We start from the raw sequence: 24,877 nt of genomic DNA, 5'->3' as shown, positions 1-24,877 counted from the left end.
ACGACGGAAGAACGGACCCGGCCATGTCCAAGCACCTGCCTCTGTCCGCCGCGGCGGAGGAGTTCCTCGCCGAGAACGCCCTGTGCACCCTCACCACCCTGCGCCCGGACGGCACACCGCACGTCGCGCCCGTACGGTTCACCTGGGACGGCGAGGCGGGCCTGGCTCGGGTGATGACCACGGTGCACCGCCGCAAGTCCCGCAACCTCTTGGCCGCGATCGGCTGCCGGGCCGCCGTTTGCCAGTTGGTCGGACCCCGCTGGATCACCCTGGAGGGGCCGGCCACCGTCTCCACCGATCCGCTCCGGGTGGCGGAGGGGATGTGCCGCTACGCCAAGCGGTACTGGTCCCGGCCGCCGCAGCCGCCGGGCCTCGCGGTCATCGAGATCGCCGTCGACCGTGTGATGGGCCTGTACTGAACTCCTGAAGCACATACGGGTCGAGAGGGGGCCGGAAGACGCTTCCGGCCCCCTCTCGCATGCCCCGCTTTGTAGTAGGCATCCCGTACCGCGCCCAGTAGCCGCAAGGCCTCTGACGAGCTTGTGTCCGACGGCCCGCCACTCGCTCGGTTGTCTGCTCGCTGGCTCGCTAGTTCGGCAGTTCGATAGTTCGGTAGCTCGCTTGTTTGATTATTGGCTTACTGAGTCAGGGACGGCGGCCGTACCAGCCCACCAGCTTGTCGATGTCGGGGGCGTCCTCGTGCACCTCCACCACCGGTCCGAACGGCACCTGGCCGCCGCGAGGTTCCGCGGGCACGGCGCGGTGCATGCCGGCCAGCGGCGCGGCGAGCATCTCCGGGTCCCACTCGGGGGTCTGGACCGTGGCCTTGGCCAGGTCCCAGGCGTGCAGCACGAACTCGTTGGTGTAGATCACCGAGGCGACCACGCCGGGAACGGGGCCCCAGGGCAGGCCGATCTGGCGGCCCAGTACGGCCGGGTCCGACCAGACGGCGTCGAACTCCTGCGTCGCCGCCGCCCAGGCCTTGGCCCAGTCACCGTCGGCGACGTCCTCGGCGAAGTGCGGAACGCTCATGAAGGAACCGCCCGCGCCCAGGACGGCGACCCGGCGCAGTACGGACACCACGTGGTTGGCCATGTCACGGACCGAGTAGTCGGGACACGGGGTGACGGTGTCGTACTGCTCGGGCCGCAGCGCGGCGAGCGTACGTCCGGTGAGCGTGACGGCCTTGAAGAGGCCGCCACGGGGGTCGGCGGGGGGAGCGGAAGGGGCGGGGGAGGCGGCGTTCGCGGTCTCATTCATGTCTCCATCGTCAGCGTCAAATAGGTCACCCTGTGGCCTATTACTGAAGGTGCATCAGATATTGCTGGAAACTCACTTAATGGGACGCTGCGGCAACTGCTCGGCGGACGGCTGCGCACCGGTGCGGTCCAGCCCGACGGCCGGGCCGAGTTCACGGCCGACGGCCCGTCGGTGGAGATCCTGGCCGCGCAGCTCGCGGGCCTCGGCGGCCGCGTCGAGGTTGCTCGTTCCGCCGGAGGTGCGCGAGTCGCTCGTACGGCTGGAGCAGTCGTTGACGGCGGTGTGCGGCGAGGGTGGGGAGTGCCGCCCGCCGATCCGTCATCCGGATAGTCACTTTCCTCTAGGTACCTACTATACGGAGGATGCTAGCGTCCTTGTCATGGCCGCCGACCCCGCTTGACCGGCTGTTTTCGACGACCTGATGTCTGCGCATGTCCAGGGATGTCAACGGATGTCGCGGATGTCTACAGGTGTCGACTAATCACTGACTACGGATCAACGCACTAGGGAGCTGTTCCATGATTGTTGTCACCGGAGCCACCGGAAATGTCGGGCGTCCGCTGATCGAGGCGCTCGTCGAGGCGGGGGAGGAGGTTGTGGCGGTCTCGCGCCGCCCGCTGCCCGCCCCGGCGGACGGCGTCCGCCATGCCCAGGCCGACCTCGGCAGCGCCGAGAGCATGCGGCCCGTCCTCGAAGGCGCCGACGCCTTCTTCATCCTGCTGGCCGGCGAACTGCTCGGTTACGGCGAGGCGGCGACCGATCTGCTGGCCACGGCCAAGGACGCCGGAGTCGAGCGGGTCGTCCTGCTCTCCTCGCAGATCAACGCCACCCGCCCCGACTCGGCCTCGCACGGCAGGCTGCGCGAGTTCGAGGAGGCCGTACGCGGATCCGGCCTGGACTTCACGATCCTGCGTGCGGGCGGTTTCGCCTCCAACGCCTTCGCCTGGGCGGAGACGGTCCGTGCCGACCGTACGGTCTTCGCCCCGTTCGGGGACGTGGCGCTGCCGGTCGTCGACCCGGCGGACATCGCCGCGGTGGCCGCGGTGGTCCTGCGCGCGGACGGACACGCCGGGCGTACGTACGAGCTGACCGGCCCGGAAGCGGTCAGCCCGCGGGCCCAGGCCGAGGTGATCGCCGGGGTCATCGGCGAAGAACTGACCTTCGTGGAACTGACCCGTGAGGCCGCCCAAGCGCATATGGCCCAGTTCATGCCCGAGGACGTCATCCCCGGCACGCTGGACATCCTCGGCGCTCCCCTGCCCGCCGAACAGCAGGTCAGCCCCGATGTGGAGCGGGTCCTGGGCCGCCCCGCCGGCCCCTTCTCCGGCTGGGTGAGCCGGAGTCTGTCGGCGTTCAAGTAGCTCTGCCGGCAGCGGTACCGGTACCGCTGCCAGTACCGGTACTTGCATCGGCCCGTCCCTCCCCGTCCCGCTTCCGTTCTTTCTCCCCTATCTCCCCTGTCTCCCCTATCTCTGCTATCTCTGCTCCGCTCGTCCCCTCCGCTTCTCCCTTGCTCCTCCAGACGGCCCATACGGCACGACAGCCCCGCAGGTCACGTACCTGCGGGGCTGTCCTGCCGTACCGGGTCGTTCCCCGGAGGGGTTACGCGGCGAAGCGCTCGGCGTACTCCTTGGCCTTCGTGACCGCCTCGTCGACGGCCTTGGCGCGGGAGGCCTCGTACATGGGGATCAGGTCGGACATCGCCGGGTTGTGCGGGGCCATCGTGAGCTCCGGGACGATGAAGTGGACGTCCAGGGCGAGGGTGTCGCGGAGGATCGCCTCCAGGTAGTTCTGGACGTACTCGTAACCCTCGCGCGGGGTGCCCGGCGCGTAGGAGCCGCCCCGGCTGGCGACGACCGTGACCGGGGTGCCCTTGACCTTCGAGTCCTCGCTCATGGCGGTGCGGCCGATGAGGATCACCTGGTCCAGCCATGCCTTGAGGGTCGAGGGGATCGTGAAGTTGTACATGGGCGCGCCGATCAGGATCGCGTCCGCCTGCTCCAGTTCCTCTATGAACTTCACGCGCTCGGCGAAGGCGGCAGCCTGCTCGGGGGTGTGCGCGTCGGCGGGGGCGAAACCGGCGGTGTGGGCATCGGCCGTGATGTGCGGGGCCGGGTTCGCGGCGAGGTCACGGTGGATCACGGTGCCCTGGGGGTGCTGCTCCTCCCAGGCCTTGCGGAACGCGTCCGTGACCGTGCGGGAGGCGGAGGCGGTGCCCGGGAACACGGACGAGTCGATGTGAAGAAGGGTGGCCATGGGGATCTCCAAGGGGAGGGGTGAACTTTTTGTACTCGACTAGAGATAACACAGCTACTTACTTTTTTTCACCCCCCTATCGGAGCGCAGTACCCTGGACCCATGCCAGAGCCGGGGACTCACGACGCGGGGCCGTGCCAGAGGGTTGACGACGGCATGACGCGCGTCTTCCAACTGCTTGGAAAGCGCTGGACGGGGCTGATCGTGACGGTGCTGCTCCAGCACCCCGCGCACTTCGCCGATCTGCGCAGGGCGATCACCGGCATCAGCGAACGGATGCTCTCCGACCGCCTCACGGAACTCGGCGCGGCGGGACTGGTCGTGCGTGAGGTGGACGAGGGTCCCCCGCTGCGGGTCGTGTACGGCCTGACGGATGCCGGCGCCGCGCTGGAGCCCGCGCTCCTGGAGCTCGGAACATGGGCGGAGAAGCACCTGCCGGGAAGCCCGCCGTGCCAGGAAGAACTCCAGAAGTGAAGGTGATCCCGCACGGATCCGTCTTGCCCTCGACCCCTCCCCGACCCCTCCCGACCCCTCCCCACTCCCGCTCCGGCCCTGCTCCGATTTGTCTCTGATCTCTCTCTGATCCTGAGTGACGGGCTTGTCCACAGGCGCGGAGTTGTCCACAGGGTCTGACGCGTTTCGGCCACCGGCTGTACGGTCATCACGAGTTGATGTTCGTGCGCACGGGGGAGGCAGCCGGTATGACGGACCTTGGTACAGCGGATCAAGGGCAGCGGGAGCAGCAACGACAGCAGGAACAGCAGGAACAGCAGGCGTCCAGGATTTCCGGAGTCTTCGGGGTGCCGGGATTCGCGGGCCGGTCCATGCACGGAGGTTCGCCCAAGGATGAGGGCAAGGCGTTGCGCGGACGGGTACCGCGCAGCGCCCACGCCGAGCTGACCGTCGACACCGACCGGCCGGACGCGCTGACCGCGGTCGAGGAGTCCAACCTCGGCAGGATCCCGGGGCTCGCTCCGCTACGGGTCGGCAGGATGGCTGCCACCCCCTTCGCCTTCCTGCGCGGTTCGGCCGGCCTCATGGCGTACGACCTCGCCCGCACCCCCATGACCAGCATCGCCGCCCAGATCTGCGGCGACGCCCACGCGGCGAACTTCGGCCTGTACGGTGACGCGCGCGGCGACCTGGTCATCGACCTGAACGACTTCGACGAGACGGTGCACGGCCCCTGGGAGTGGGACCTCAAGCGCCTCGCCACCTCCCTCGTGCTCGTGGGCCGAGAGGCCGGAGCGGACGAGGACACCTGCCGCAAGGCGGCCCACGACACGGTCGGCTCGTACCGACGCACGATGCGGCTGCTCGCCAAGCTCCCGGTGCTGGACGCGTGGAACGCCATCGCGGACGAGGAACTCGTCTCGCACACCGACGCCCACGACCTGCTCGGCACCCTGGAGCGAGTCATGGAGAAGGCGCGGGCCAACACCAGCGGGAAGTTCGCCGCCAAGTCGACCCGGCCGGTGGAGGGCGGCGGACGCCGCTTCGTGGACGCGCCCCCGGTGCTGCGCCGCGTGCCCGATGCGGAGGCGGCGGCGGTCGCGGCCTCGCTGGAGCACTACCTGACCACCGTCTCGGAGGACCGCCTTCCCCTCCTCGCCCGGTACGCGGTACACGACGTCGCCTTCCGCGTCGTCGGCACCGGCAGCATCGGCACCCGCTCCTACGTCGTGCTGCTCCTGGACCACCGCGGCGAACCCCTCGTCCTCCAGGTCAAGGAGGCGCGGGCCTCGGCGCTGCTCCCGCATCTGGCGACGGCCGGCCACGCGATCCCCGACGTGCCGCACGAGGGCCGCCGGGTCGTCCTTGGCCAGAAACGCATGCAGGTCGTCAGCGACATCCTGCTGGGGTGGACCACGGTCGAGGGCCGCCCCTTCCAGGTACGCCAGTTCCGCAACCGCAAGGGCAGCGTCGACCCCGCCGCCCTCGCCGCCGACCAGGTCGACGACTACGCCCGCATGACCGGCGCCCTCCTCGCCCGCGCTCACACCCACACCGCCGACCCCCGCCTCATCGCCGGCTACTGCGGAAAGAGCGAGGAACTGGACGAGGCCATCGCCTCCTTCGCCGTGGCTTACGCCAACCGCACAGAGGCGGACCACGCGGACTTGGTGTCGGCGGTCCGGGACGGCCGGGTGGCCGCGGAGCTGGGGGTCTGAGGGACAGAGGGCCGAGGACCGCTGGGGACAAGGGACAGCGGGCAGAGAACAGGGACTGAGAACAGGGACTGAGAGCGGGGACTGAGATACAGAGGCAGAGAACAGAGCAGAGGGCTGACGGCCGTTGGGCGGCAAGGGCGACTGCGTCGCGCTCTCGGGCCGAGCGGCCGAGGACCTGATCGTGCGTGCGCTGTTCGATGGGCCCGTGCACCGGCAGGGAGAGGGAGAGGGGGAGGGGAGGGAGGGGGAGGGGGGAGGGGGGAAGCCCCCCAGGTAGGTAGTTTCGCGTGAGCTCCGCGAGGTGTGGCCTACGCTGGGCGGGTGACGACCCCGGAAGCCGAGCACAGCCAGCCCGACCGTACCCAGGCCGAGGATGCCCGGCCCCAAGGAGTGGGGGATGCCCCTCCCCAGGACGAGCCCGCCTCGGAGGTGGCGCCCGAGGCTCAGGCGCGGCCCGAGGAGCGGCTGGAGCGGGCCGTGCGGGCGGCCGAGCAGGCGTTGATCGAGTTCGAGATCGCCGTGGAGACCTTCCGCGTCGAGGTCGAGAACTTCTCGCGGTTGCACCACCAGAAGCTCGGCCCGATGTACTCCCGGCTCGACGAGCTGGACGCGCAGATCGCCGAGGCACAGGCCGCGCGTACCGGCGACCCGGAGGACATACGCAAGGCGGACGAGGCGCGGGCACGGGTCATGCCCATGCCCGGGGTCGAGGAGCTCTTCCACGGCTGGATGGACTCGGAAGGCCTGTTCCCCGAGGCCGTGGCGATGCTGACGGACCAGCCCGTGCGCCCCCCACAGCGCGTGCGTCCCAGCGACGAGGCCCGCAAGCTCTACCGTGAGCTGGCTCGCAAGTCGCACCCCGACCTGGCCCAGGACGAGGACGAGCGCAGGCGGCGCGAGGAGTTCATCGCCCGGGTCAACGCCGCGTACGCCCGGGGCGACGAGGCGTTGCTGCGGGAGCTCTCCGAGGAGTGGGCCGCGGGTCCGGTGCCCAAGGAGTGGAAGCCGAGCCGTAGCGAGGAGCTCTACGCCCGTCTCGAATGGCTCTCCCAGCGCAAGGAACTGCTCACTCTGGTCGCCCACGAGCTGGAGGAGAGCGCCATCGGCGCGATGCTCAAGCTGGCTCCGGACGACCCCGACCGGCTCCTCGAAGAGATCGCCGAACAGTTGCTGGTCCAGGTCGCTGAACGCGAGGCGGAGCTGGCCCGACTCGTCGGCTAGGCCGTCCCAAGGGTCTCCCAAGGGTCTCCCACGTGTCTTCCCAAGGGTTTCCGCACCGCTCCCTCCCAGGGGTACCTCCCCGTCGGCCCCTCCCACTGGTCTCCGTACTCGGCACCCGTCTTTCCACAGGGGGGTCGGGGCGTCCGCCTGGTCAGGTAGCGTCGGGGTATGAGTTTTGGTTCTGGTGTGCCCACGGTCGAGGTCGGGGATCTCGCGGACGGAGACTTCCTGCTGGACGTCCGGGAGGACGACGAGTGGCAGGCGGGTCATGCCGCAGGGGCGCTGCACATCCCCATCAGTGAGTTTGTCGCGCGCTACGGCGAGTTGACGGAGGCGGCGCCGCAGGACGGCAAGGTCCATGTGATCTGCCGTTCCGGGGGCCGTTCGGCGCAGGTCGCGATGTACCTGGTCCAGCAGGGCATCGACGCCGTGAATGTCGACGGCGGCATGCAGGTCTGGGCAGCCGCCGGCCGCCCGGTCGTGGACGACAAGGGCGCCCCCGGCTTCGTGCTGTAGCCAACCCGGCACAGGAGCTCGGCCTACGGCCCCCCGAGGCCTCGCCCCACGGCCCGCCGGGCTGCGTTCTGCGCCCGCCGGGCCGCGGCCCAGGCCCTCGGGGGTCGACCTCAAGATCCGCTCTACGGTGCTCAGCCCAGGGGATGAGCCGCGAGCAGATCCCCCAGTGCCTCCTCGTACGCCGCGGCCGGTCCGAGCGACAGCTCCAGTTGCTTGGCCCAGGCGTGGTACCGGTGCAGGGGGTAGTCGACGTCGGCACCGAACCCTCCGTGCAGATGCTGCGCGGTCTGCACGACCCGCCGTACCCCCTCCGACGCCCAGATCTTGGCGACGGCCACGTCCCCGGACGCAGGCAGCGCACCCCCCGCGCCCGTACTGATCCGCCACGCGGCCTGCCACAGCGTCGCCTCCATCGCGCGCAGGTCGATATAGCGGTCGGCGGCCTGTACGGCGACGGCCTGGAACGTGGCGACCGGGAACCCGAACTGCTCCCGCTTGCCGGTGTACGCGCTCGTCATCGCGAGCACCCGTTCACCGAGGCCGAGCGCCAGCGCGCACGTCCCGGTGGTCAGCAGCTCCCGCAACCACTCCCACGCCCCGTCCGCGTCGATGACATCCCGGGCGGCGATCCGGGCGGACTCCAGGCGCAGCTCGCCGAGCCGTTCACCGGTCGTGGAGATCTGTTCACCGAGGACGACTCCTTCGTGGCCCCGGGGCACCAGCGTGAGAACCGTCCGGTCACCACCCGTGTGCGCGGGTACGACGGTGAAGTCGGCGTTCCGCGCCCATGGAACCGCCGTCTGCACCCCCTCCAGTACCCAGGCGTCACCGTCCTGCCGTGCGGACACGGCGAGTTCGGCCGGGTCGTGCCCGGTCCGGCCGTTCGCCGCGACGGTCAGCACGACCTCGCCCCGGCCCGCCCGCGCGAGCAGCTCCGCCTTCAACTCCTCGCCGCCGTATGCCTGTACGGTCGCCGCCGCCGCACTGCTCTCCAGCAACGGCACCCGCGCGAGCACCTTCGCCGCCTCGCGCAGCACCAGGCACAGCGCGATCGCGTCCAGGCCCGCCCCGTCGTACGCGGAGTCCAGCAGCAGGCTCAGCAGGTCCGCGTCGGCGAGTTTCGCCCACAGTGCCCGGTCGAAGTCGTCGGCGACGGCGCCCGCGGTGAGCGCGGGGCTGGGCACCCCGTCCGGCGCGACCCCGCCGAACACCGCCCTCGCCGCCTCGACCGCCGCCTGCTGCTCTTCGGTGAAGGTGAAGTCCACGGTCCTGTCCTCCCACGCACCGACCACCGATCAGGCAGGACACCTGATCTGACGGAGCGTCAAGATAGAACAGGTTCTACAAGAAGGGAACGGATCAGCCGCGACCCAAGAGAATCGATCACCCGGCATCACCCGACATCACTCGCGCCCACCGGTCCGCCCCCGGGGCCTACCGGATCCCTCCCACCTATCGGATCCCCCCTACCGGTCGAAGTCCAACTCCACTTCCTCCGTGGCCGGATGCGACTGACAGGCCAGCACATACCCGGCCTCCGTCTCCTCCGGCTCCAGCGCGAAGTTGCGCTCCATCCGCACCTCGCCCGAGACCAGGAAGGCCCGGCAGGTCCCGCAGACTCCGCCCTTGCAGGCGTACGGCGCGTCCGGCCGGTTGCGCAGCACCGCCTCCAGGAGCGATTCCCCGTCCTGGACGGGCCAGGTCCCACCACGGCCGTCGAGCCGCGCGGTCACCGTGCTGTGCACGGGGGCCCGTACGGCGGAAGCCGGCGCGGCGCCGTCCGCCACGTGGAAGATCTCCTCGTGGATACGGGTCCGCTCCACACCCAGCCCGCGCAGCGCCCGCTCCGCCCCTTGCACCAGTCCGAACGGCCCGCACAGGAACCACCCCGCCACCCGGTCCACCGGCAGCAACGCGGGAAGCAGCCCCGCCAGCCGCTCCTGGTCGAGCCGCCCGGACGGCAGCCCCGCCTGCTGCTCCTCCCGGGAGAGCGCGGTCACCAGTTGGAACCGCTGCGGAAAGCGGTCCTTGAGGTCGGCGACCTCCTCCAGGAACATCGTCGAGGCGGACGTCCGGTCGCTGCGTATCAGGCAGAAACGGGCCTCCGGCGCGCGTGCCAGCAGCGTGGAGACGATCGACAGCACCGGGGTGATGCCGCTGCCACCGACGATCGCGGCGTACAGGCCGGGTGCGGGCTCCAGCGTGAAACGGCCGGCGGGGGTCATCACCTCAAGCTCGTCGCCCACGTTGATCTCTTTGAGCGCGTACGTCGAGAAGGCCCCGTTCTCGACCAGCCGTACCCCGACCCGCAGGGTCCGTGGACCCGTGTCGTCCGGGGCGGGCGCCGGTGAGCAGATCGAGTACGTACGTCGTATCTCCGTGCCGTCGACCGTGCGCCGCAGGGCGAGGTGCTGGCCGGGCGCGTGCCGGTACTCCTCGCGCAGTTCCGTGGGCACCGCGAGGGTCAGGGCGACCGAATCGTCGGTGAGCCGCTCGACCGCGGCCACCGGGAGCGGGTGGAAGCGGGCCATCACAACTCCTTGAAGTGGTCGAACGGTTCGCGGCAGGACAGACAGCGCCGCAGTGCCTTGCACGCGGTGGACGAGAAACGGCTGAGCAACTCGGTGTCGGCCGATCCGCAGTGCGGACAGCACACGGGCTCCGCCTGGTCCGCCCGCGCGGACCACTCCGCGTGTTCGGACCGCCTGGACCGCTCGGCTTGTTCGGACTGTCCGGACCACGCGGCCTCCGGGACGGCGGTGACCGTTCGGGTCGGTCCCAGCCCGACCGGCACCGGGCCCGCTGCCGTACGCCCGCCCCGCGGCGGTGCTATCCCGAACTCCCGCAGCTTGCGGCGCCCTTCGTCCGAGATGTCGTCCGTGGACCAGGCCGGGCTGAGCACCGTACGCACGGACACTTCGCGTACGCCGTGCTCGTGCAGCACCCGCTCGATGTCCACGGTCATCGCCTCGATGGCGGGGCAGCCGGTGTACGTCGGGGTCAGTTCGACCTCGACCGCGTCCGCGCCGCGGATGTGCACGGCACGCAGTACGCCCAGGTCCTCCAGGGTGAGTACGGGCAGCTCGGGGTCGGGCACTGACCCGGCGAGCCTGCGCAGCTCCTCCTCCAGAGCGGTGGCCGTCGTCACCATGACGCCCCCGGATGACTGCGGTGCAGATGCTGCATCTCGGCGATCATCCGGCCGAAGGATTCGGTGTGCAGCCCCTGCCGCCCCGCGCCCGCGGCCCACGCCCCGGACCGCGGGCCTTCCGGGATCTCCAGAGTCGCCCGGCGCAGCACATCACCGACGGACTCCAGCCAACCGGCGCCGATCGTCTCCCAGTCGACGGCCACGCCCTCGACGGGCTGGAACATCTCTCCCGTGAACCGCCACAGCGTCTCGCACGCCCGTCGCATCCGCTCATGGCTGGCGTCGGTGCCGTCGCCGAGTCGCAGGGTCCACTGCTCGGCATGGTCCTGGTGGTAGGCGACTTCCTTGACGGCCTTCGCCGCGAGCGGGGCGAACGGGCCGTCCCCGGCGGCCAGTTCCGCGTAGAGAAGCCGCTGGTAGGTGGAGAAGTAGAGCTGGCGGGCGATCGTGTGTGCGAAGTCGCCGTTCGGCTGCTCGACGAGCTGGAGGTTGCGGAAGGCGCGCTCCTCGCGCAGATACGCCAACTCGTCCTCGTCGCCGGCCAGGGACAGCAGCACCCGGGCCTGGCCCAGCAGGTCCAGTGCGATGTTGGCGAGGGCGACCTCTTCTTCGAGCACGGGAGCGTGGCCCGCCCACTCCCCCAGACGGTGCGAGAGCACCAGGGCGTCGTCACCGAGGGCCAGGGCCGCGGCGGTCGCCGTCCCGGACAGTGCGGGCGTCACGGACGCGTTCGTCTCCGATGACGAGGTCACAGGTGCTTCACCCCTTCCGGGATCTCGTAGAACGTCGGGTGGCGGTAGGGCTTGTCCGCGGACGGTTCGAAGAACGGGTCCTTCTCGTCCGGCGAGGACGCCGTGATCGCGGCGGACGGGACGACCCAGATCGAGACGCCCTCGCCGCGCCGGGTGTAGAGATCGCGGGCGTTGCGCAGGGCGAACTCAGCGTCCGGTGCGTGCAGGCTGCCGGCGTGGGTGTGCGAGAGGCCGCGGCGCGAGCGCACGAAGACCTCCCACAGGGGCCAGTCGGTGTTCGTCATGCTCGCGTCGCTCCTGTCTCACCGGTGTGCTTGTCCGCGTACGCCGCGGCGGCCTCCCGTACCCACGCGCCTTCTTCGTGGGCCTGCCTGCGCTGGGTGATGCGCTGGTCGTTGCAGGGGCCGTTGCCCTTGAGGACCTCCCGGAACTCCGTCCAGTCGATCGGGCCGAAGTCGTGGTGCCCCCGCTCCTCGTTCCACACCAGATCGGGGTCCGGCAGGGTCAGGCCGAGCGACTCGGCCTGGGGGACGCATATGTCGACGAAACGCTGGCGCAGCTCGTCGTTCGAATGGCGCTTGATCTTCCAGGCCATCGACTGGGCGGAGTGCGCGGACTCGTCGTCGGGCGGGCCGAACATCATCAGGGAGGGCCACCACCAGCGGTTCACCGCGTCCTGTGCCATCTCGTGCTGCTCGGGGGTGCCGCGGCTGAGGGCCAGCAGCAGCTCGTACCCCTGCCGCTGGTGGAAGGACTCCTCCTTGCAGACGCGGACCATCGCGCGCGCGTACGGCCCGTACGAGCAGCGGCACAGGGGGACCTGGTTGGTGATCGCGGCGCCGTCCACCAGCCAGCCGATGGCGCCGACGTCCGCCCAGGTCAGCGTTGGGTAGTTGAAGATCGACGAGTACTTCTGACGGCCGGTGTGCAGCTTGTCGAGCAGCTCGTCGCGGCCGGTGCCGAGCGTTTCGGCGGCGCTGTAGAGATACAGCCCGTGGCCGGCCTCGTCCTGGACCTTGGCCATGAGGATCGCCTTGCGGCGCAGGGAGGGCGCCCGCGTGATCCAGTTCGCCTCCGGCTGCATGCCGATGATCTCGGAGTGGGCGTGCTGCGCGATCTGGCGGACCAGCGTGGAGCGGTACGCGTCGGGCATCCAGTCGCGGGGCTCGATGCGCTCGTCGGCCGCCACGGAGGCGTCGAAAGCGGCCTCGTACGCCGCTGCCCGTTCGGCTGCGTCGGCGGGTCCTTCCGCCTGTGCGCGGGCCGTGCGGTGCGCTGCTGCTGTCGCCATGCGGTCCCCCTCGACCTCTCACTCCCGACCGACCGATCGTTCGGTTCGCTCGATTCAATGGTGGGACGCGCGCCGTAAGGTGTCAACCGCTGTGGATAACCTCGGGGCCGCTGCTGTGCCCGCTGTGTCCTGTGGGGCTGTGCCGGGCGGCCGGGGCTGAGTACCGTTCGCGTGCGCATGCCGCGGTGTGGTGCGCGTGGGCGTTGCGGCGCCGCGCGGCCCGGCGGCGGGAATCGGACCGGGATCGGGAATCGGGGCGGAATGGACGCGTACGACGAGGGCTCGAACGTCCGGCACGGGCCGGACGGCCCCGACGACTCCCTGCCCGAGGGCACCGCCTCCGCCGACCTGCGACAGGCCGACCTGCAACGGGCCGATCAGCAGCAGGGCGACCGGGAACGGACTGACCGGCAGCAGGCCGACCGGGAACGGACTGACCGGCAGCAGGCCGACCGGCAACGGACTGACCAGCGAGACACCGACCGCGAGCCCGTCGTTCATGACCCAGTCGTCTACGAACCCGTCGTTCATGAGCCAGTCGTCCGCGAGTCCGCGGGTGAGGAGCGCGTCGTCCACGAGCCTGCCGGTCAGGAGCCCCCTGTCCAGGTACCGGACGACGCCCAAGCATCCGGCACTCCCGTACCCGCCCCCCACGCACCACCCTCACCTCCCTCACCACCACCCTCACCTCCCGCCGGGAGTCCCAGCCCCAGCCCCAATGGCATAGCCGCCCTCCCCCTCCGCTCCCAGATCGTCGCCGCCCTTGGCCTCGCGGTCGTCGCGGTGGTCGCCTGTGTGCACCTCGGCATGGTGTTCCTGCATGTCGCGCCCTCGAACACCGTCACCAAGCAGCACGGCCGGGCGATCGACGACTGGATCTACCCGGAGTTCGAACAGAACTGGAAGCTCTTCGCGCCCAACCCGCTGCAGCAGAACATCGGCGTCCAGGTCCGCGCCCAGGTCCGCACCGCGGACGGTGGTGTCAACGAGACCGGCTGGTACGACCTGTCCGCCCTCGACGGTGCCGCGATCGACGGCAATCTATTGCCCAGCCACACCCAGCAGAACGAACTCCGCCGGGCCTGGGACTTCTACATGGGCACACACGACAACGAGAACCGCCCGGTGGGCCTGCGCGGCGACCTCTCCGAACGCTATCTGCGCCGTGTGGTCGTCCTGCGCCTCGACCGTGAGGGGGCGGGCGGCAGGGGCGCCGTCGTCGAACGCGTCCAGGTCCGCTCCAGTACCACCAACGTCCCGCCCCCCAAGTGGAGCGAGGAGCAGGTGTCCGACAAGCCCGTTCTCCGCGAGCTGCCCTGGTGGACCGTCCCGGAGGAAGACGTGAAGGACGCGCGGACGGAGGCGAGCGCACGATGAACCGATTCGCAGTGTCGATCTCGCGCGGCATCGCCCGGGTCACCGACTCCGCCCTCGGCCCGTACCAGACGGCCGTGATCCGTATCGGCTTCTGTGCCACCTGGCTGCTGTTCCTGCTGCGCGAGTTCCCGCACCGCCAGGAGATGTACGGCCCCGACGGGCCGTGGAGCTGGAACCTCGCCCAGCGGCTCGTTGCGGACAATCACGCCTTCACGGCCCTGATGTGGTCTGACAGCCAGGTGTGGTTCGAGATCGTCTACGTCCTCGCGGTCCTGTCCAGCGCCCTGCTGCTCGTGGGCTGGCGGACCCGCACGATGTCCGTGCTCTTCATGGTCGGTGTGCTCTCGCTGCAGAACCGCAGCGTCTTCATGGGGGACGGCGGCGACAACGTCATCCACCTGATGGCGATCTATCTGGTGTTCACGCGCTGCGGACAGGTGTGGTCGCTGGACGCGCGGCGGGCCCGGCTCGCGCGAGAGGCACGCGCGCGTGGAGATCTCCTTCGGACCGGTGCCATTACCAATCCCAATCCCAATCCCAACGCCATTGACGACCCCAACCCCAAGTTCACCCCCAATGCCGGCGCCGGCGCCCCGGACCGGGTCGGTCTCGCCCTGTGGGGAGGCCTCGGCCTGCTGCTGGCCGCGGTGACGTTCGCGGGGCGGCTCAGTTCCGGCTGGCTGGTGGTCTTCTGGGGGCTGTGGGCGGTGCAGGCCCTGTGGTGGGTTGTCGGCCACCACGCGCGCACCGCGGAGCCGCGGATCCTGCTGGACGTCGTCGCCAACGCCGTGCACAACGCGGCCCTGCTCGTGATCATGGCCGAGGCGTGTCTGATCTACGCGACCGCCGGCTGGTACAAGATCCAGGGCTCGCGCTGGCAGGACGGCACCGCCGTCTATTACCCGCTCCGCCTGGACTATTTCTCGCCCTGGCCCGCCCTGTCCGACCTGCTGGCCGCCCACGGCACGATCGTGATGCTGGTGACCTACGGGACGGTCGTCGTGCAGGTCGCCTTTCCCTTCACCCTGTTCAACCGGCGGGTCAAGAACGTCCTGCTGGCGGCCATGATGACCGAGCACGCCGTCATCGCCGTGGTTCTCGGACTGCCGTTCTTCTCGCTCGCGATGATCGCCGCCGACGCGGTGTTCCTGCCGACGTCCTTCCTGCGCCGCCTCGGCGGATGGGCGGCACGCGCGCGTGGACGGCTGATGCCGGACGGCGTCCGCAAGCTGCCGGGCCAGCGCGTCGCAGGCGGCCCGCGCACCCCGGAGCCCGTCGAGGATCCGCCCGTAGGCTTCACCGCATGAAGGACCCCGCAAGCGCCCGTACGAACCGTCCACTGGAGCCGGTGAGCGATCGTCCACCGGACTCGGTCGGCGACCGCCCGCAGCACACGGCGAGCGACCGTTCACCGGACTCGGCGAGTGCCCGTCCGCAGGACCCCGTGACCGCCTGGCACCGGCTCGCCGACACCGCCGTCCTGCTCGACGGCTTCCACGCCCTCAAGCACGCGGTGCGCTTCCGGGCCGAGGTCCTGGTGGCCGTCACCAGTGACCGAGAGGCGGCGCTCGCCCTCGCCGACGAGCTGGCCCCGGACGTACGGGACGCCCTGGGCGGTCTCCTGGTGGAGGTCACGGAGGCCACCTACCGGGCCCTCGTCCCGCGTCCGCACCCCACCGCCGTGGCCGCTCTGGCGGTACGGCCGTCCCGCGAGGCCAATCTGCGGACGCTGGCCGGTATCCCGCGCACCACGCCCGTGGTCGTCCTCGACCATCCGCGCAACCTCGGGAACGCCGGTGCCGTGATCCGTCTCGCGGCGGGCTTCGGCGCGACCGGTGTCGTCACCACGGGCACCCTCGACCCCTGGCACCCCACCGTCGTGCGCGGCGGGGCCGGCCTGCACTTCGCGACCGCCGTGGAACGGCTGACGGTGGCCGAGCTGCCGCCCGGACCGGTGTTCGCCCTCGACCCGGAGGGCGCGGACATCCGGGAGCTGAAACTCCCGGACGACGCCGTGCTCGCCTTCGGCTCCGAGCGCAGTGGCCTTTCGCCCGACCTGCGCGCGCGTGCCGATCATTTGGTGTCCCTCCCGATGCGCCCCCAGGTCTCCAGCTACAACCTGGCGACGAGCGTGGCCATGACCTTGTTCCACTGGAGCGCCGCCGCGGGGGTTCCCCGCACCCCTTAGGGGCGCCGGCCGACACGCGACCGGCCGACACGCGACCGGCCGGCAACGGCCCCGCAGCCACCCGGCGCCCCCAGTGGAGGGAGAACTAGCGCCGAACCTCCACCACCCGGAACCGATTGGCCACGAACGCCCCGTCGCACAGTGCGGCGTTCGCGGCCGGGTTGCCACCCGACCCGTGGAAGTCCGAGAACGCAGCCGTCTGATTGACGTACACCCCGCCGGTCAGATTCAGCGACAGCTGGGCGCACTCCTCCAGGCAGGCCTCCCGCACGTCCTGCTCGACGACCTCGTCGGTGGTGTACGCGCCGACGGTCATCGCCCCCTTGTCCCGGATGGTCCGCCGCAGCAGTTCGACCGCGTCCGCCGCCGAGTCGACCGCGACCGCGAAGGACACCGGTCCGAAGCACTCGCTCAGGTAGGCGGCCTCGTCCTCGGCGCCCTCCCAGTACTTCCGCGCCCCGTCGAGCTTCACGATCACCGGTGTGCGGACGACGGCGTCGGGGAACTCCGGGTTGCCGATCTCCCGTGAGGCGAGCGCGACCTCGCCGAGCCCAGCCGCGGCCTCCAGCCGGGCCTTCACGTCCGGGTTCACGATGGCGCCGAGCAGTCCATTGGCGCGGGCGTCGTCCCCGAGGAGTCCGTCCACCGAACGGGCGAGGTCGGCGACCACCTCGTCGTACGACTTGGGACCCTGCTCCGTACGGATGCCGTCGCGCGGAACGAGGAGGTTCTGCGGGGTCGTGCACATCTGGCCGCTGTACAGGGACAAGGAGAAGGCCAGGTTGGACAGCATCCCCTTGTAGTCGTCGGTGGACTCCACGATCACCGTGTTGACGCCGGCCTTCTCCGTGTAGACCTGCGCCTGGCGGGCGTGGGTCTCCAGCCAGTCGCCGAACGCCGTCGAGCCGGTGTAGTCGATGATCCGGATCTCGGGGCGCACGGCCAGGGTCTTGGCGATGCCCTCTCCGGCGCGCTCGGCGGCCAGCGCCACCAGGTTCGGGTCGAAGCCCGCCTCGGTGAGCACCTCGCGCGCGACCTGGACGGTGAGCGCGAGCGGCAGCACCGCGCGCGGGTGGGGCTTCACCAGCACCGCGTTGCCGGTGGCGAGGGAGGCGAACAGGCCCGGATAGCCGTTCCACGTCGGGAAGGTGTTGCAGCCGATCACCAGTGCGATGCCGCGCGGCACCGGCGTGAACTGCTTGGTCAGCGCGAGCGGGTCGCGCTTGCCCTGCGGCTTGGTCCACTCCGCGGTGTCCGGGGTGCGGACCTGCTCCGCGTACGCGTACGCCACCGCCTCCAGGCCGCGGTCCTGCGCGTGCGGGCCGCCCGCCTGGAACGCCATCATGAAGGCCTGGCCGCTGGTGTGCATGACCGCGTGCGCGAACTCGTGCGTGCGGTCGGCGATCCGCTTGAGGATCTCCAGACAGACCATCGCGCGCGTCTCCGCGCCCGCGTCGCGCCAGGCCCGCTGTCCGGCCCGCATGGCGGGCAGCAGCACGTCGACGTCCGCGTGCGGATAGGTGACGCCCAGCTCGATGCCGTACGGGGAGACCTCGCCGCCCACCCAGTCGTCGGTGCCGGGCTGGCCGAGGTCGAGGCGGCTGCCGAGGAGGGCGTCGAAGGCGGCCTTGCCCTCGGCCATGCTCAGGCTGCCGTTCTCGCCGTATGCCTTGGGGTGCTCGGGGTGCGGGGACCAGTACGCGCGCGTACGGATCGCTTCCAGCGCCTGGTCGAGGGTGGGCCGGTGCTGGGCGATCAGCTGGTGCGCGGTGAGTTCGGCGGACATCAGGGACCAACTCCTCGTCTCAAGAACTCTTCTTTGAGCTCACGACCTGGGCAGAAACAGCCGGACAGAGTTAGAGTAACCGAACGATCGGTCGGGACAAGGGGGACCGCCGCATCTGTGGAAAACCCCGTGCGGGAGGATCGCGCACATGACAGCACTCGACCTCAGCAGCCCCGTGGCCGTCGTCGGCACCGGCACCATGGGCCAGGGCATCGCCCAGGTCGCGCTGGTCGCGGGCCACCCCGTGCGGCTCTACGACACGATGCCGGGCCGGGCCGACGCGGCCGCCGAAGCGATCGGCGACCGCCTCGACCGGCTCGTCGAGAAGGACCGGCTCTCCGCCGCCGACCGGGACGCCGCCCGAGCCCGGCTGCATCCCGCGCACAGCCTCGACGAGCTGGCGGACTGCGTGCTCGTCGTCGAGGCGGTGCTCGAACAACTCGACGTCAAACAGCAGCTGTTCCGCGAGCTGGAGGACATCGTCGAGCACGACTGCCTGCTCGCCACCAACACCTCGTCCCTGTCCGTCACGGCCATCGGCGGCGCCCTGCGCAACCCCGGCCGTCTGGTCGGACTGCACTTCTTCAACCCCGCGCCACTGCTGCCCCTGGTGGAGGTCGTCTCCGGGTTCGCGACCGACGTCACCTCGGCCACGCGCGCGTACGAGACGGCACGCGCCTGGGGGAAGACCCCCGTCGCCTGCGCCGACACCCCCGGCTTCATCGTCAACCGCATCGCGCGGCCCTTCTACGCCGAGGCCTTCGCGGTGTACGAGGCGCAGGCCGCCGACCCCGCCACCATCGACGCGGTCCTGCGCGAATCCGGTGGCTTCCGGATGGGCGCCTTCGAGCTGACCGACCTGATCGGCCAGGACGTCAACGAATCGGTCACGCACTCCGTGTGGCAGTCCTTCTTCCAGGACGTGCGCTTCACACCCTCGCTCTCCCAGCGCCGGCTCGTCGAGTCCGGGCGGCTCGGCCACAAGACGGGACACGGCTGGTACGACTACGAGGACGGCGCCGAGCGCTCCGAGCCGCACACCGCGGAGCAGGCCCAGGCGCCCGCGTACGTCGTCGCCGAGGGCGACTTGGGCCCGGCCTCCGAACTCCTCGCGCTGATCCGCGAGGCGGGCATCCAGGTCCGCGAGGACGAGGAGGACCACGGCACCCGCCTCGTGCTGCCCAGCGGCGGACAGCTGGTCCTCGCCGACGGCCAGACCTCGGTCGAGTTCCGCGACGTCGTCTACTTCGACCTGGCGCTCGACTACCGCCGGGCGACCCGCATCGCCCTGTCGGCCTCCCAGGACACCGCCCCCCAGACCCTCTCCGAGGCCGTCGGCCTCTTCCAGGCACTCGGCAAGACCGTCAGCGTTCTCGGTGACGTCCCCGGCATGATCGTCGCCCGGACCGTGGCGCGGATCGTCGACCTGGCGCACGACGCCGTCGCCAAGGGAGTCGCCACCGAGGAGGACATCGACACCGCGATGCGGCTCGGCGTCAACTACCCCCTGGGCCCCTTCGAATGGTGCCGCAGGCTCGGCCGCAGCTGGGCGTGCTCGCTGCTGGACGATCTGCACCAGCGCGACCCCTCCGGACGCTACGCGCCCTCCCTCGCGCTCTACCGCCACGCCTACGCAACCGAGAAGCGAGAGGGCACGTCATGACCACCGGAATACGGGAGGGCACCTCATGACCACCGCCAAGCGCGACACGTACACCCCGGAGACCCTGCTCGCCGTCGCCGTCCAGATCTTCAACGAGCGTGGCTACGACGGCACCTCCATGGAGCATCTCTCCAAGGCGGCCGGCATCTCCAAGTCGTCGATATACCACCACGTCGCGGGCAAGGAGGAACTGCTGCGCCGCGCCGTCAGCAGGGCCCTCGACGGCCTCTTCGGGATCCTCGACGAGGAGCACGCGCGCGTGGGGCGTGCCGTGGAGCGCCTGGAGTACGTCGTACGGCGCATGGTCGAGGTGCTCACCGCCGAACTGCCGTACGTGACCCTGCTGCTGCGGGTGCGCGGCAACACCGACACCGAGCGCTGGGCCCTGGAGCGGCGCCGCGACTTCGACCACCAGGTGGCCGAACTGCTGAAGGCCGCGGCCGCCGACGGGGACGTACGCGGCGACGTGGAGGTCCGGCTCGCCACCCGGCTGGTCTTCGGAATGATCAACTCGATCGTGGAGTGGTACCGGCCCGACGGGCGGGGCATGGGCGAACGGGAAGTCGCCGACGCGGTGGCACAGTTGGTCTTCGGAGGACTCCGAAAGGAGTCGTAGCTCTCCGGCTCTCCGAAGCCTTTCGGAATCTCCAGGCCCCCAGGCCCCCAGGCCCCCAGGCCCCCAGGCCCCCAGGCCCCCCAGGACCCCCAGGACCCCCAGGACCCCCAGGACCCCCAGGACCCTTCGGAATTCTCCTGAGCTCTCCTGAGCTCTCCGGAGGTCAGCCCTGGGGCAGCCCTGGTCAGCCCTCCGGCTCCAGATCCTCCTCCTCGAACACCAGCAGTGTCCGTGTACTGAGCACCTCCGGAATGGCCTGAAGGCGGGTGAGGACCAGCTCGCGCAGCGCCCTGTTGTCCGGTGTGTGCACCAGCAGCAGGACGTCGAAGTCGCCGCCCACCAGGGCGATGTGAGAGGCCCCCGGGAGCACCCGCAGCTGTTCGCGGACCGTGCGCCAGGAGTTCTGCACGATCTTGAGGGTGATGTACGCCGAGGTGCCCTGCCCGGCGCGTTCGTGGTCGACGCGCGCCCCGAAGCCACGGATCACCCCGTCCTCGATGAGCCGGTTGATGCGGGCGTAGGCGTTGGCCCGTGACACATGGACCCGTTCGGCCACGGAACGTATCGAGGCGCGGCCGTCCGCCTGCAGCATCTGCAGGATGTCCTGATCTATGGCGTCGAGCGGGCGGGCAGGCGGCTGGACGCGGCCGGCCTCCGGCGGCTCGGCCATTTGTTCAGGTGCCATGTCCCCCCGCCTCCCTACCATGGACGTACTGCGTCCATCTCAGGTTGTGCAGAACCGTTTGTCCACAGCCTGGCGGTGCCTGTAGCCAAAATGCGCCGACGACCGAACAATCGGTAGGTGAGGCGCCTCACACTCGTGACGCGTCCGAAGCCGCTCCCACGAGGAGGTGCCGTCATGACGGTCATGGAGCAGCGAGGCGCATACCGGCCCACGCCGCCGCCCGCCTGGCAGCCCCGCACCGACCCCGCGCCGCTGCTGCCCGACGCGCTGCCGTACCGCGTCCTCGGCACCGAAGCGGCCGCGCGGGTCGACCCGGGTCTGCTGCGCCGGTTGTACGCGGAACTGGTGCGTGGCCGCCGCTACAACGCGCAGGCCACGGCCCTCACCAAGCAGGGCCGCCTCGCCGTGTATCCCTCCAGCACCGGCCAGGAGGCCTGCGAGGTCGCCGCCGCGCTCGTCCTGGAGGAGCGTGACTGGCTCTTCCCGAGCTACCGCGACACCCTCGCCGCCGTCGCCCGCGGCCTCGACCCCGTCCAGGCCCTCACCCTCCTGCGCGGCGACTGGCACACCGGGTACGACCCGTACGAGCACCGCATCGCGCCCCTGTGCACCCCTCTCGCCACCCAGCTCCCGCACGCTGTGGGCCTCGCCCACGCCGCGCGTCTCAAGGGCGACGACGTGGTCGCGCTCGCCCTGGTCGGCGACGGCGGCACCAGCGAGGGCGACTTCCACGAGGCACTGAACTTCGCCGCCGTCTGGCAGGCCCCCGTCGTCTTCCTCGTCCAGAACAACGGCTTCGCCATCTCCGTCCCGCTCGCCAAGCAGACCGCCGCCCCTTCCCTGGCCCACAAGGCCGTCGGCTACGGCATGCCCGGGCGGCTGGTCGACGGCAATGACGCGGCCGCCGTGCACGAGGTCCTGGGCGACGCCGTGCGCCACGCGCGCGCGGGGGGCGGTCCGACGCTCGTCGAGGCCGTGACGTACCGCATCGAGGCCCATACGAACGCCGACGACGCCACCCGCTACCGCGGTGACTCCGAGGTCGAGACCTGGCGCGCGCACGACCCGATCGCCCTCCTGGAGCACGAGTTGACCGAGCGGGGCCTGCTCGACGACGAGGGCATCCGGGCCGCCCGCGAGGCCGCCGAGACGATGGCCGCCGACCTGCGGCTGCGGATGAACCAGGACCCGGTGCTCGACCCCATGGACCTGTTCGCCCATGTGTATGCCGAGCCCACACCGCAACTGCGCGAGCAGGAGGCGCAGTTGCGCGCGGAGCTCGCGGCCGAGGCCGAGCCGGAGCCGGAAGCCGGGTCCGGGGCCGGGTTCCAGGGTGGGTTCGAGTCGGAAGGTGCCCGTCGATGACGACTGTCGCCCTCAAACCCGCCACCATGGCGCAGGCCCTCACCCGCGCGCTGCGTGACGCCATGGCCGCGGATCCGGCCGTCCACGTGATGGGCGAGGACGTCGGCACCCTCGGCGGCGTCTTCCGGGTCACCGACGGACTCGCCGAGGAGTTCGGCGAGGACCGCTGCACGGACACCCCGCTCGCCGAGGCGGGCATCCTCGGGACGGCCGTCGGCATGGCCATGTACGGCCTCAGGCCGGTCGTGGAGATGCAGTTCGACGCGTTCGCCTACCCGGCGTTCGAACAGCTGATCTCGCACGTGGCGCGGATGCGCAACCGCACCCGCGGTGCCATGCCGCTGCCGATCACCATCCGCGTCCCGTACGGCGGCGGCATCGGCGGCGTCGAGCACCACAGCGACTCCTCCGAGGCGTACTACATGGCGACTCCGGGGCTCCATGTCGTCATGCCCGCGACGGTCGCCGACGCCTACGGGCTGCTGCGCGCCGCCATCGCCTCCGACGACCCGGTCGTCTTCCTGGAGCCCAAGCGCCTGTACTGGTCGAAGGACTCCTGGAACCCGGACGAGCCGCGGGCCGTTGAACCGATAGGCCGCGCGGTGGTCCGGCGCTCCGGCAGCAGCGCCACGCTCATCACGTACGGGCCGTCCGTGCCCGTCTGCCTGGAGGCGGCCGAGGCGGCGCGGGCCGAGGGCTGGGACCTCGAAGTCGTCGACCTGCGCTCGCTCGTGCCGTTCGACGACGAGACGGTGGCGGCGTCGGTGCGGCGGACCGGGCGCGCGGTGGTCGTGCACGAGTCGGGTGGTTACGGCGGCCCCGGCGGCGAGATCGCCGCCCGCGTCACCGAGCGCTGCTTCCACCATCTGGAGGCGCCGGTGCTGCGCGTCGCCGGGTTCGACATCCCGTATCCGCCGCCGATGCTGGAGCGGCACCACCTGCCCGGCGTCGACCGGATCCTGGACGCCGTGGGGCGTCTGCAGTGGGAGGCGGACAGCTGATGGCCCAGGTGCTCGAATTCAGGCTCCCCGACCTCGGGGAGGGGCTCACCGAGGCGGAGATCGTCCGCTGGCTGGTGGAGGTCGGGGACGTCGTCGCCGTCGACCAGCCCGTCGTCGAGGTGGAGACCGCCAAGGCGATGGTCGAGGTCCCCTGTCCCTACGGGGGCGTGGTCACCGCCCGCTTCGGCGAGGAAGGCACGGAACTGCCCGTGGGGTCGCCCCTGTTGACCGTCGCGGTCGGCGCGCCGGCCTCCGGCGGAGCGGACGGGGCCTCCGGCATCGAGGGGGGAGGTTCCGGCAACGTGCTGGTGGGCTACGGCACGGGGGCTCCCCCGGCGCGGCGCAGGAGGGTACGTCCGCACGCCGGGGCAGCGGCTTCGGGACGGCGCTCGCCGAACGCTCCGGCCGACGCGAGCGGAGTGACAGCAGGAGTGACAGCAGCGACGGAGGTGACGGCAGCGACAGCGGCGACGGCAGTGACGGCCGATGGCAGCGGCGCGGCCGGCGCTCCGCCCGGGGCGCACACACAGGACCGTCCCGCGCACCGCCCCTCCGCCGGGCACCGCCCGGTCACCCGGGAGCGGGGACAGGCGGCAGCCGGCGAGGACACCCTGACGGCGGCAGCCGCCGCCGGCCCCGTACCGGTGATCTCCCCCCTCGTCCGCAGGCTCGCCCGGGAGAACGGCCTGGACCTGCGGAAACTCGTGGGCTCCGGCCCCGAGGGGCTGATCCTGCGCGCGGACGTGGAGCACGCGTTGCGCTCCGCCGGACCCCCCGCCCGCGCGCCGGAGGCCGCTCCCGCCCCGTACACACCCGGACCCACCACCGTGGCGCCCGCCGCGGTCCCCACCCCCATGGCCCGCGCGCACGGCGCGGCCGGCACCCGCATCCCCCTCCGCGGCATTCGCGGCACGGTCGCCGACAAACTCTCCCGCAGCCGTCGTGAGATCCCCGACGCGACCTGCTGGGTGGACGCCGACGCGACGGAACTGCTGCACGCGCGCGAGGCGATGAACCAGGCGGGCGGCCCGAAGATCTCCCTGCTCGCACTGCTCGCCCGTATCTGCACCGCCGCACTGGCCCGCCACCCGGAGCTCAACTCCACGGTCGACATGGAAGCCCGCGAGATCGTCCGCCTCGACCAGGTCCACCTGGGCTTCGCGGCACAGACCGAGCGGGGGCTGGTCGTCCCGGTCGTACGGGACGCCCACGCGCGGGACGCGGAGTCGCTGAGCGCGGAGTTCGCCCGGCTGACCGAGGCCGCGCGCACCGGGACGCTGACGCCCGCGGAACTCACGGGCGGCACCTTCACGTTGAACAACTACGGAGTGTTCGGCGTCGACGGCTCCACGCCGATCATCAACCACCCCGAGGCGGCCATGCTCGGCGTCGGCCGGATCGTCCCCAAGCCCTGGGTGCACGAGGGAGAGCTGGCCGTGCGGAAGGTCGTCCAGCTCTCGCTGACCTTCGACCACCGGGTGTGCGACGGCGGCACGGCGGGCGGCTTCCTGCGCCATGTCGCGGACTGCGTCGAACAGCCGGCGGTGCTCCTGCGTTCCCTGTGATCGTGGCGGCACG

General features: G+C 71.0%; 24 protein-coding genes. 14 read left to right on the top strand and 10 right to left on the bottom strand.

The features are described from left to right. Positions 1–23: 23 nt before the first annotated feature. Positions 24–419, top strand: a complete 396-nt coding sequence (locus RV986_RS26190) for a pyridoxamine 5'-phosphate oxidase family protein (RefSeq protein ID WP_475919740.1) — start codon at positions 24–26, stop codon at positions 417–419. 226 nt (positions 420–645) lie between these two features. Here the strand turns inward: RV986_RS26190 and RV986_RS26185 are convergent, their stop codons facing one another. Further along, positions 646–1,260, bottom strand: a complete 615-nt coding sequence (locus RV986_RS26185) for a TIGR03086 family metal-binding protein (protein WP_475919739.1) — start codon at positions 1,258–1,260, stop codon at positions 646–648. A gap of 518 nt (positions 1,261–1,778) precedes the next feature. On the opposite strand from RV986_RS26185, the gene RV986_RS26180 reads away from it, so the two are divergent. Then, positions 1,779–2,621: an SDR family oxidoreductase gene (locus RV986_RS26180; protein ID WP_475919738.1), complete on the top strand. Its 843-nt coding sequence runs from the start codon at positions 1,779–1,781 to the stop codon at positions 2,619–2,621. Between the two features lie 241 nt (positions 2,622–2,862). On the opposite strand, the gene RV986_RS26175 is transcribed toward RV986_RS26180, so the two are convergent. Then, a complete protein-coding gene (locus RV986_RS26175) occupies positions 2,863–3,516 on the bottom strand; it encodes an FMN-dependent NADH-azoreductase (protein ID WP_475919737.1) in 654 nt (217 codons plus the stop codon). Between the two features lie 102 nt (positions 3,517–3,618). Here RV986_RS26175 and RV986_RS26170 point away from each other — a divergent pair, with 102 nt between their 5' ends. The 4 genes from RV986_RS26170 (at position 3,619) to RV986_RS26155 (ending at position 7,424) form a co-directional block, all read left to right on the top strand. Further along, complete coding sequence (locus RV986_RS26170) at positions 3,619–3,990, top strand: winged helix-turn-helix transcriptional regulator (RefSeq protein ID WP_475919736.1); 372 nt, start codon at positions 3,619–3,621, stop codon at positions 3,988–3,990. Between the two features lie 227 nt (positions 3,991–4,217). Next, entirely contained in the window at positions 4,218–5,687 is a 1,470-nt protein-coding gene (locus RV986_RS26165) for a DUF2252 domain-containing protein (protein ID WP_475919735.1), read from the top strand. Between the two features lie 390 nt (positions 5,688–6,077). Beyond that, positions 6,078–6,908, top strand: a complete 831-nt coding sequence (locus tag RV986_RS26160; RefSeq protein WP_475924433.1) for a hypothetical protein — start codon at positions 6,078–6,080, stop codon at positions 6,906–6,908. A 186-nt stretch (positions 6,909–7,094) separates the two neighbouring features. After that, complete coding sequence (locus tag RV986_RS26155; RefSeq protein ID WP_475924432.1) at positions 7,095–7,424, top strand: rhodanese-like domain-containing protein; 330 nt, start codon at positions 7,095–7,097, stop codon at positions 7,422–7,424. Between the two features lie 131 nt (positions 7,425–7,555). Here the strand turns inward: RV986_RS26155 and RV986_RS26150 are convergent, their stop codons facing one another. The 6 genes from RV986_RS26150 to paaA all read right to left on the bottom strand — a co-directional run bounded on the left by RV986_RS26150 (position 7,556) and on the right by paaA (position 12,618). After that, complete coding sequence (locus RV986_RS26150) at positions 7,556–8,689, bottom strand: acyl-CoA dehydrogenase family protein (protein WP_475919734.1); 1,134 nt, start codon at positions 8,687–8,689, stop codon at positions 7,556–7,558. 201 nt (positions 8,690–8,890) lie between these two features. Further along, complete coding sequence (locus tag RV986_RS26145) at positions 8,891–9,955, bottom strand: 2Fe-2S iron-sulfur cluster-binding protein (RefSeq protein WP_475919733.1); 1,065 nt, start codon at positions 9,953–9,955, stop codon at positions 8,891–8,893. After that, the gene (gene paaD, locus RV986_RS26140) at positions 9,955–10,572 is read right to left on the bottom strand and encodes a 1,2-phenylacetyl-CoA epoxidase subunit PaaD (protein ID WP_475924431.1); all 618 of its coding nucleotides are present in this window, start codon (positions 10,570–10,572) and stop codon (positions 9,955–9,957) included. Before paaD ends, RV986_RS26145 begins: the two co-directional genes overlap by 1 nt. Then, on the bottom strand, positions 10,569–11,327 hold the full coding sequence (gene paaC, locus RV986_RS26135; RefSeq protein WP_475919732.1) for a 1,2-phenylacetyl-CoA epoxidase subunit PaaC: 759 nt from the start codon (positions 11,325–11,327) through the stop codon (positions 10,569–10,571). Before paaC ends, paaD begins: the two co-directional genes overlap by 4 nt. Then, on the bottom strand, positions 11,324–11,611 hold the full coding sequence (gene paaB, locus RV986_RS26130) for a 1,2-phenylacetyl-CoA epoxidase subunit PaaB (RefSeq protein WP_450946527.1): 288 nt from the start codon (positions 11,609–11,611) through the stop codon (positions 11,324–11,326). Before paaB ends, paaC begins: the two co-directional genes overlap by 4 nt. Next, positions 11,608–12,618: a 1,2-phenylacetyl-CoA epoxidase subunit PaaA gene (gene paaA, locus RV986_RS26125; protein ID WP_475919731.1), complete on the bottom strand. Its 1,011-nt coding sequence runs from the start codon at positions 12,616–12,618 to the stop codon at positions 11,608–11,610. Before paaA ends, paaB begins: the two co-directional genes overlap by 4 nt. Positions 12,619–13,341: 723 nt before the next feature. Between paaA and RV986_RS26120 the strand changes: the two genes are divergently transcribed. The 3 genes from RV986_RS26120 to RV986_RS26110 are packed head-to-tail and all read left to right on the top strand — an operon-like array spanning position 13,342 to position 16,183. After that, positions 13,342–13,995 carry a DUF5819 family protein gene (locus RV986_RS26120; RefSeq protein WP_475924430.1) on the top strand — a complete coding sequence of 218 codons (654 nt, stop codon included), beginning with the start codon at positions 13,342–13,344 and terminating at the stop codon, positions 13,993–13,995. Further along, positions 13,992–15,302 carry an HTTM domain-containing protein gene (locus RV986_RS26115; RefSeq protein ID WP_475919730.1) on the top strand — a complete coding sequence of 437 codons (1,311 nt, stop codon included), beginning with the start codon at positions 13,992–13,994 and terminating at the stop codon, positions 15,300–15,302. Before RV986_RS26120 ends, RV986_RS26115 begins: the two co-directional genes overlap by 4 nt. Beyond that, on the top strand, positions 15,299–16,183 hold the full coding sequence (locus RV986_RS26110; RefSeq protein ID WP_475919729.1) for a TrmH family RNA methyltransferase: 885 nt from the start codon (positions 15,299–15,301) through the stop codon (positions 16,181–16,183). Before RV986_RS26115 ends, RV986_RS26110 begins: the two co-directional genes overlap by 4 nt. 85 nt (positions 16,184–16,268) lie before the next feature. On the opposite strand, the gene paaN is transcribed toward RV986_RS26110, so the two are convergent. Beyond that, positions 16,269–17,969 carry a phenylacetic acid degradation protein PaaN gene (gene paaN, locus RV986_RS26105; protein WP_475919728.1) on the bottom strand — a complete coding sequence of 567 codons (1,701 nt, stop codon included), beginning with the start codon at positions 17,967–17,969 and terminating at the stop codon, positions 16,269–16,271. Between the two features lie 148 nt (positions 17,970–18,117). On the opposite strand from paaN, the gene RV986_RS26100 reads away from it, so the two are divergent. Further along, positions 18,118–19,632: a 3-hydroxyacyl-CoA dehydrogenase gene (locus tag RV986_RS26100; RefSeq protein WP_475919727.1), complete on the top strand. Its 1,515-nt coding sequence runs from the start codon at positions 18,118–18,120 to the stop codon at positions 19,630–19,632. A gap of 25 nt (positions 19,633–19,657) precedes the next feature. Further along, on the top strand, positions 19,658–20,248 hold the full coding sequence (locus RV986_RS26095; protein WP_475919726.1) for a TetR/AcrR family transcriptional regulator: 591 nt from the start codon (positions 19,658–19,660) through the stop codon (positions 20,246–20,248). A 184-nt stretch (positions 20,249–20,432) separates the two neighbouring features. On the opposite strand, the gene RV986_RS26090 is transcribed toward RV986_RS26095, so the two are convergent. Beyond that, on the bottom strand, positions 20,433–20,933 hold the full coding sequence (locus RV986_RS26090; RefSeq protein WP_475919725.1) for an Lrp/AsnC family transcriptional regulator: 501 nt from the start codon (positions 20,931–20,933) through the stop codon (positions 20,433–20,435). A 174-nt stretch (positions 20,934–21,107) separates the two neighbouring features. Between RV986_RS26090 and pdhA the strand changes: the two genes are divergently transcribed. The 3 genes from pdhA to RV986_RS26075 are packed head-to-tail and all read left to right on the top strand — an operon-like array spanning position 21,108 to position 24,864. Further along, positions 21,108–22,298, top strand: a complete 1,191-nt coding sequence (pdhA, locus tag RV986_RS26085; RefSeq protein ID WP_475919724.1) for a pyruvate dehydrogenase (acetyl-transferring) E1 component subunit alpha — start codon at positions 21,108–21,110, stop codon at positions 22,296–22,298. Then, a complete protein-coding gene (locus tag RV986_RS26080; RefSeq protein ID WP_475919723.1) occupies positions 22,295–23,299 on the top strand; it encodes an alpha-ketoacid dehydrogenase subunit beta in 1,005 nt (334 codons plus the stop codon). The genes pdhA and RV986_RS26080 overlap by 4 nt, the downstream gene beginning before the upstream one ends. After that, positions 23,299–24,864, top strand: coding sequence for a dihydrolipoamide acetyltransferase family protein (locus RV986_RS26075; RefSeq protein WP_475919722.1), 1,566 nt, complete (start codon positions 23,299–23,301; stop codon positions 24,862–24,864). Before RV986_RS26080 ends, RV986_RS26075 begins: the two co-directional genes overlap by 1 nt. The last annotated feature ends 13 nt before the right edge of the window (positions 24,865–24,877 follow it).

This window comes from Streptomyces sp. RLA012 (assembly GCF_056270325.1).
Note: the sequence above shows the minus strand (reverse complement) of the source record. Positions and strands in the feature narration are given on the sequence as shown.

Bases quoted from the DNA above. Each gene is read 5' to 3' on its own strand.
- RV986_RS26190 (WP_475919740.1), top strand. From the start codon at position 24: ATGTCCAAGCACCTGCCTCTGTCCGCCGCGGCGGAGGAGTTCCTCGCC.
- RV986_RS26185 (WP_475919739.1), bottom strand. From the start codon at position 1,260: ATGAATGAGACCGCGAACGCCGCCTCCCCCGCCCCTTCCGCTCCCCCC.
- RV986_RS26180 (WP_475919738.1), top strand. From the start codon at position 1,779: ATGATTGTTGTCACCGGAGCCACCGGAAATGTCGGGCGTCCGCTGATC.
- RV986_RS26175 (WP_475919737.1), bottom strand. From the start codon at position 3,516: ATGGCCACCCTTCTTCACATCGACTCGTCCGTGTTCCCGGGCACCGCC.
- RV986_RS26170 (WP_475919736.1), top strand. From the start codon at position 3,619: ATGCCAGAGCCGGGGACTCACGACGCGGGGCCGTGCCAGAGGGTTGAC.
- RV986_RS26165 (WP_475919735.1), top strand. From the start codon at position 4,218: ATGACGGACCTTGGTACAGCGGATCAAGGGCAGCGGGAGCAGCAACGA.
- RV986_RS26145 (WP_475919733.1), bottom strand. From the start codon at position 9,955: ATGGCCCGCTTCCACCCGCTCCCGGTGGCCGCGGTCGAGCGGCTCACC.
- paaB (WP_450946527.1), bottom strand. From the start codon at position 11,611: ATGACGAACACCGACTGGCCCCTGTGGGAGGTCTTCGTGCGCTCGCGC.
- paaA (WP_475919731.1), bottom strand. From the start codon at position 12,618: ATGGCGACAGCAGCAGCGCACCGCACGGCCCGCGCACAGGCGGAAGGA.
- RV986_RS26115 (WP_475919730.1), top strand. From the start codon at position 13,992: ATGAACCGATTCGCAGTGTCGATCTCGCGCGGCATCGCCCGGGTCACC.
- RV986_RS26110 (WP_475919729.1), top strand. From the start codon at position 15,299: ATGAAGGACCCCGCAAGCGCCCGTACGAACCGTCCACTGGAGCCGGTG.
- paaN (WP_475919728.1), bottom strand. From the start codon at position 17,969: ATGTCCGCCGAACTCACCGCGCACCAGCTGATCGCCCAGCACCGGCCC.
- RV986_RS26100 (WP_475919727.1), top strand. From the start codon at position 18,118: ATGACAGCACTCGACCTCAGCAGCCCCGTGGCCGTCGTCGGCACCGGC.
- RV986_RS26095 (WP_475919726.1), top strand. From the start codon at position 19,658: ATGACCACCGCCAAGCGCGACACGTACACCCCGGAGACCCTGCTCGCC.
- RV986_RS26090 (WP_475919725.1), bottom strand. From the start codon at position 20,933: ATGGCACCTGAACAAATGGCCGAGCCGCCGGAGGCCGGCCGCGTCCAG.
- pdhA (WP_475919724.1), top strand. From the start codon at position 21,108: ATGACGGTCATGGAGCAGCGAGGCGCATACCGGCCCACGCCGCCGCCC.
- RV986_RS26080 (WP_475919723.1), top strand. From the start codon at position 22,295: ATGACGACTGTCGCCCTCAAACCCGCCACCATGGCGCAGGCCCTCACC.
- RV986_RS26075 (WP_475919722.1), top strand. From the start codon at position 23,299: ATGGCCCAGGTGCTCGAATTCAGGCTCCCCGACCTCGGGGAGGGGCTC.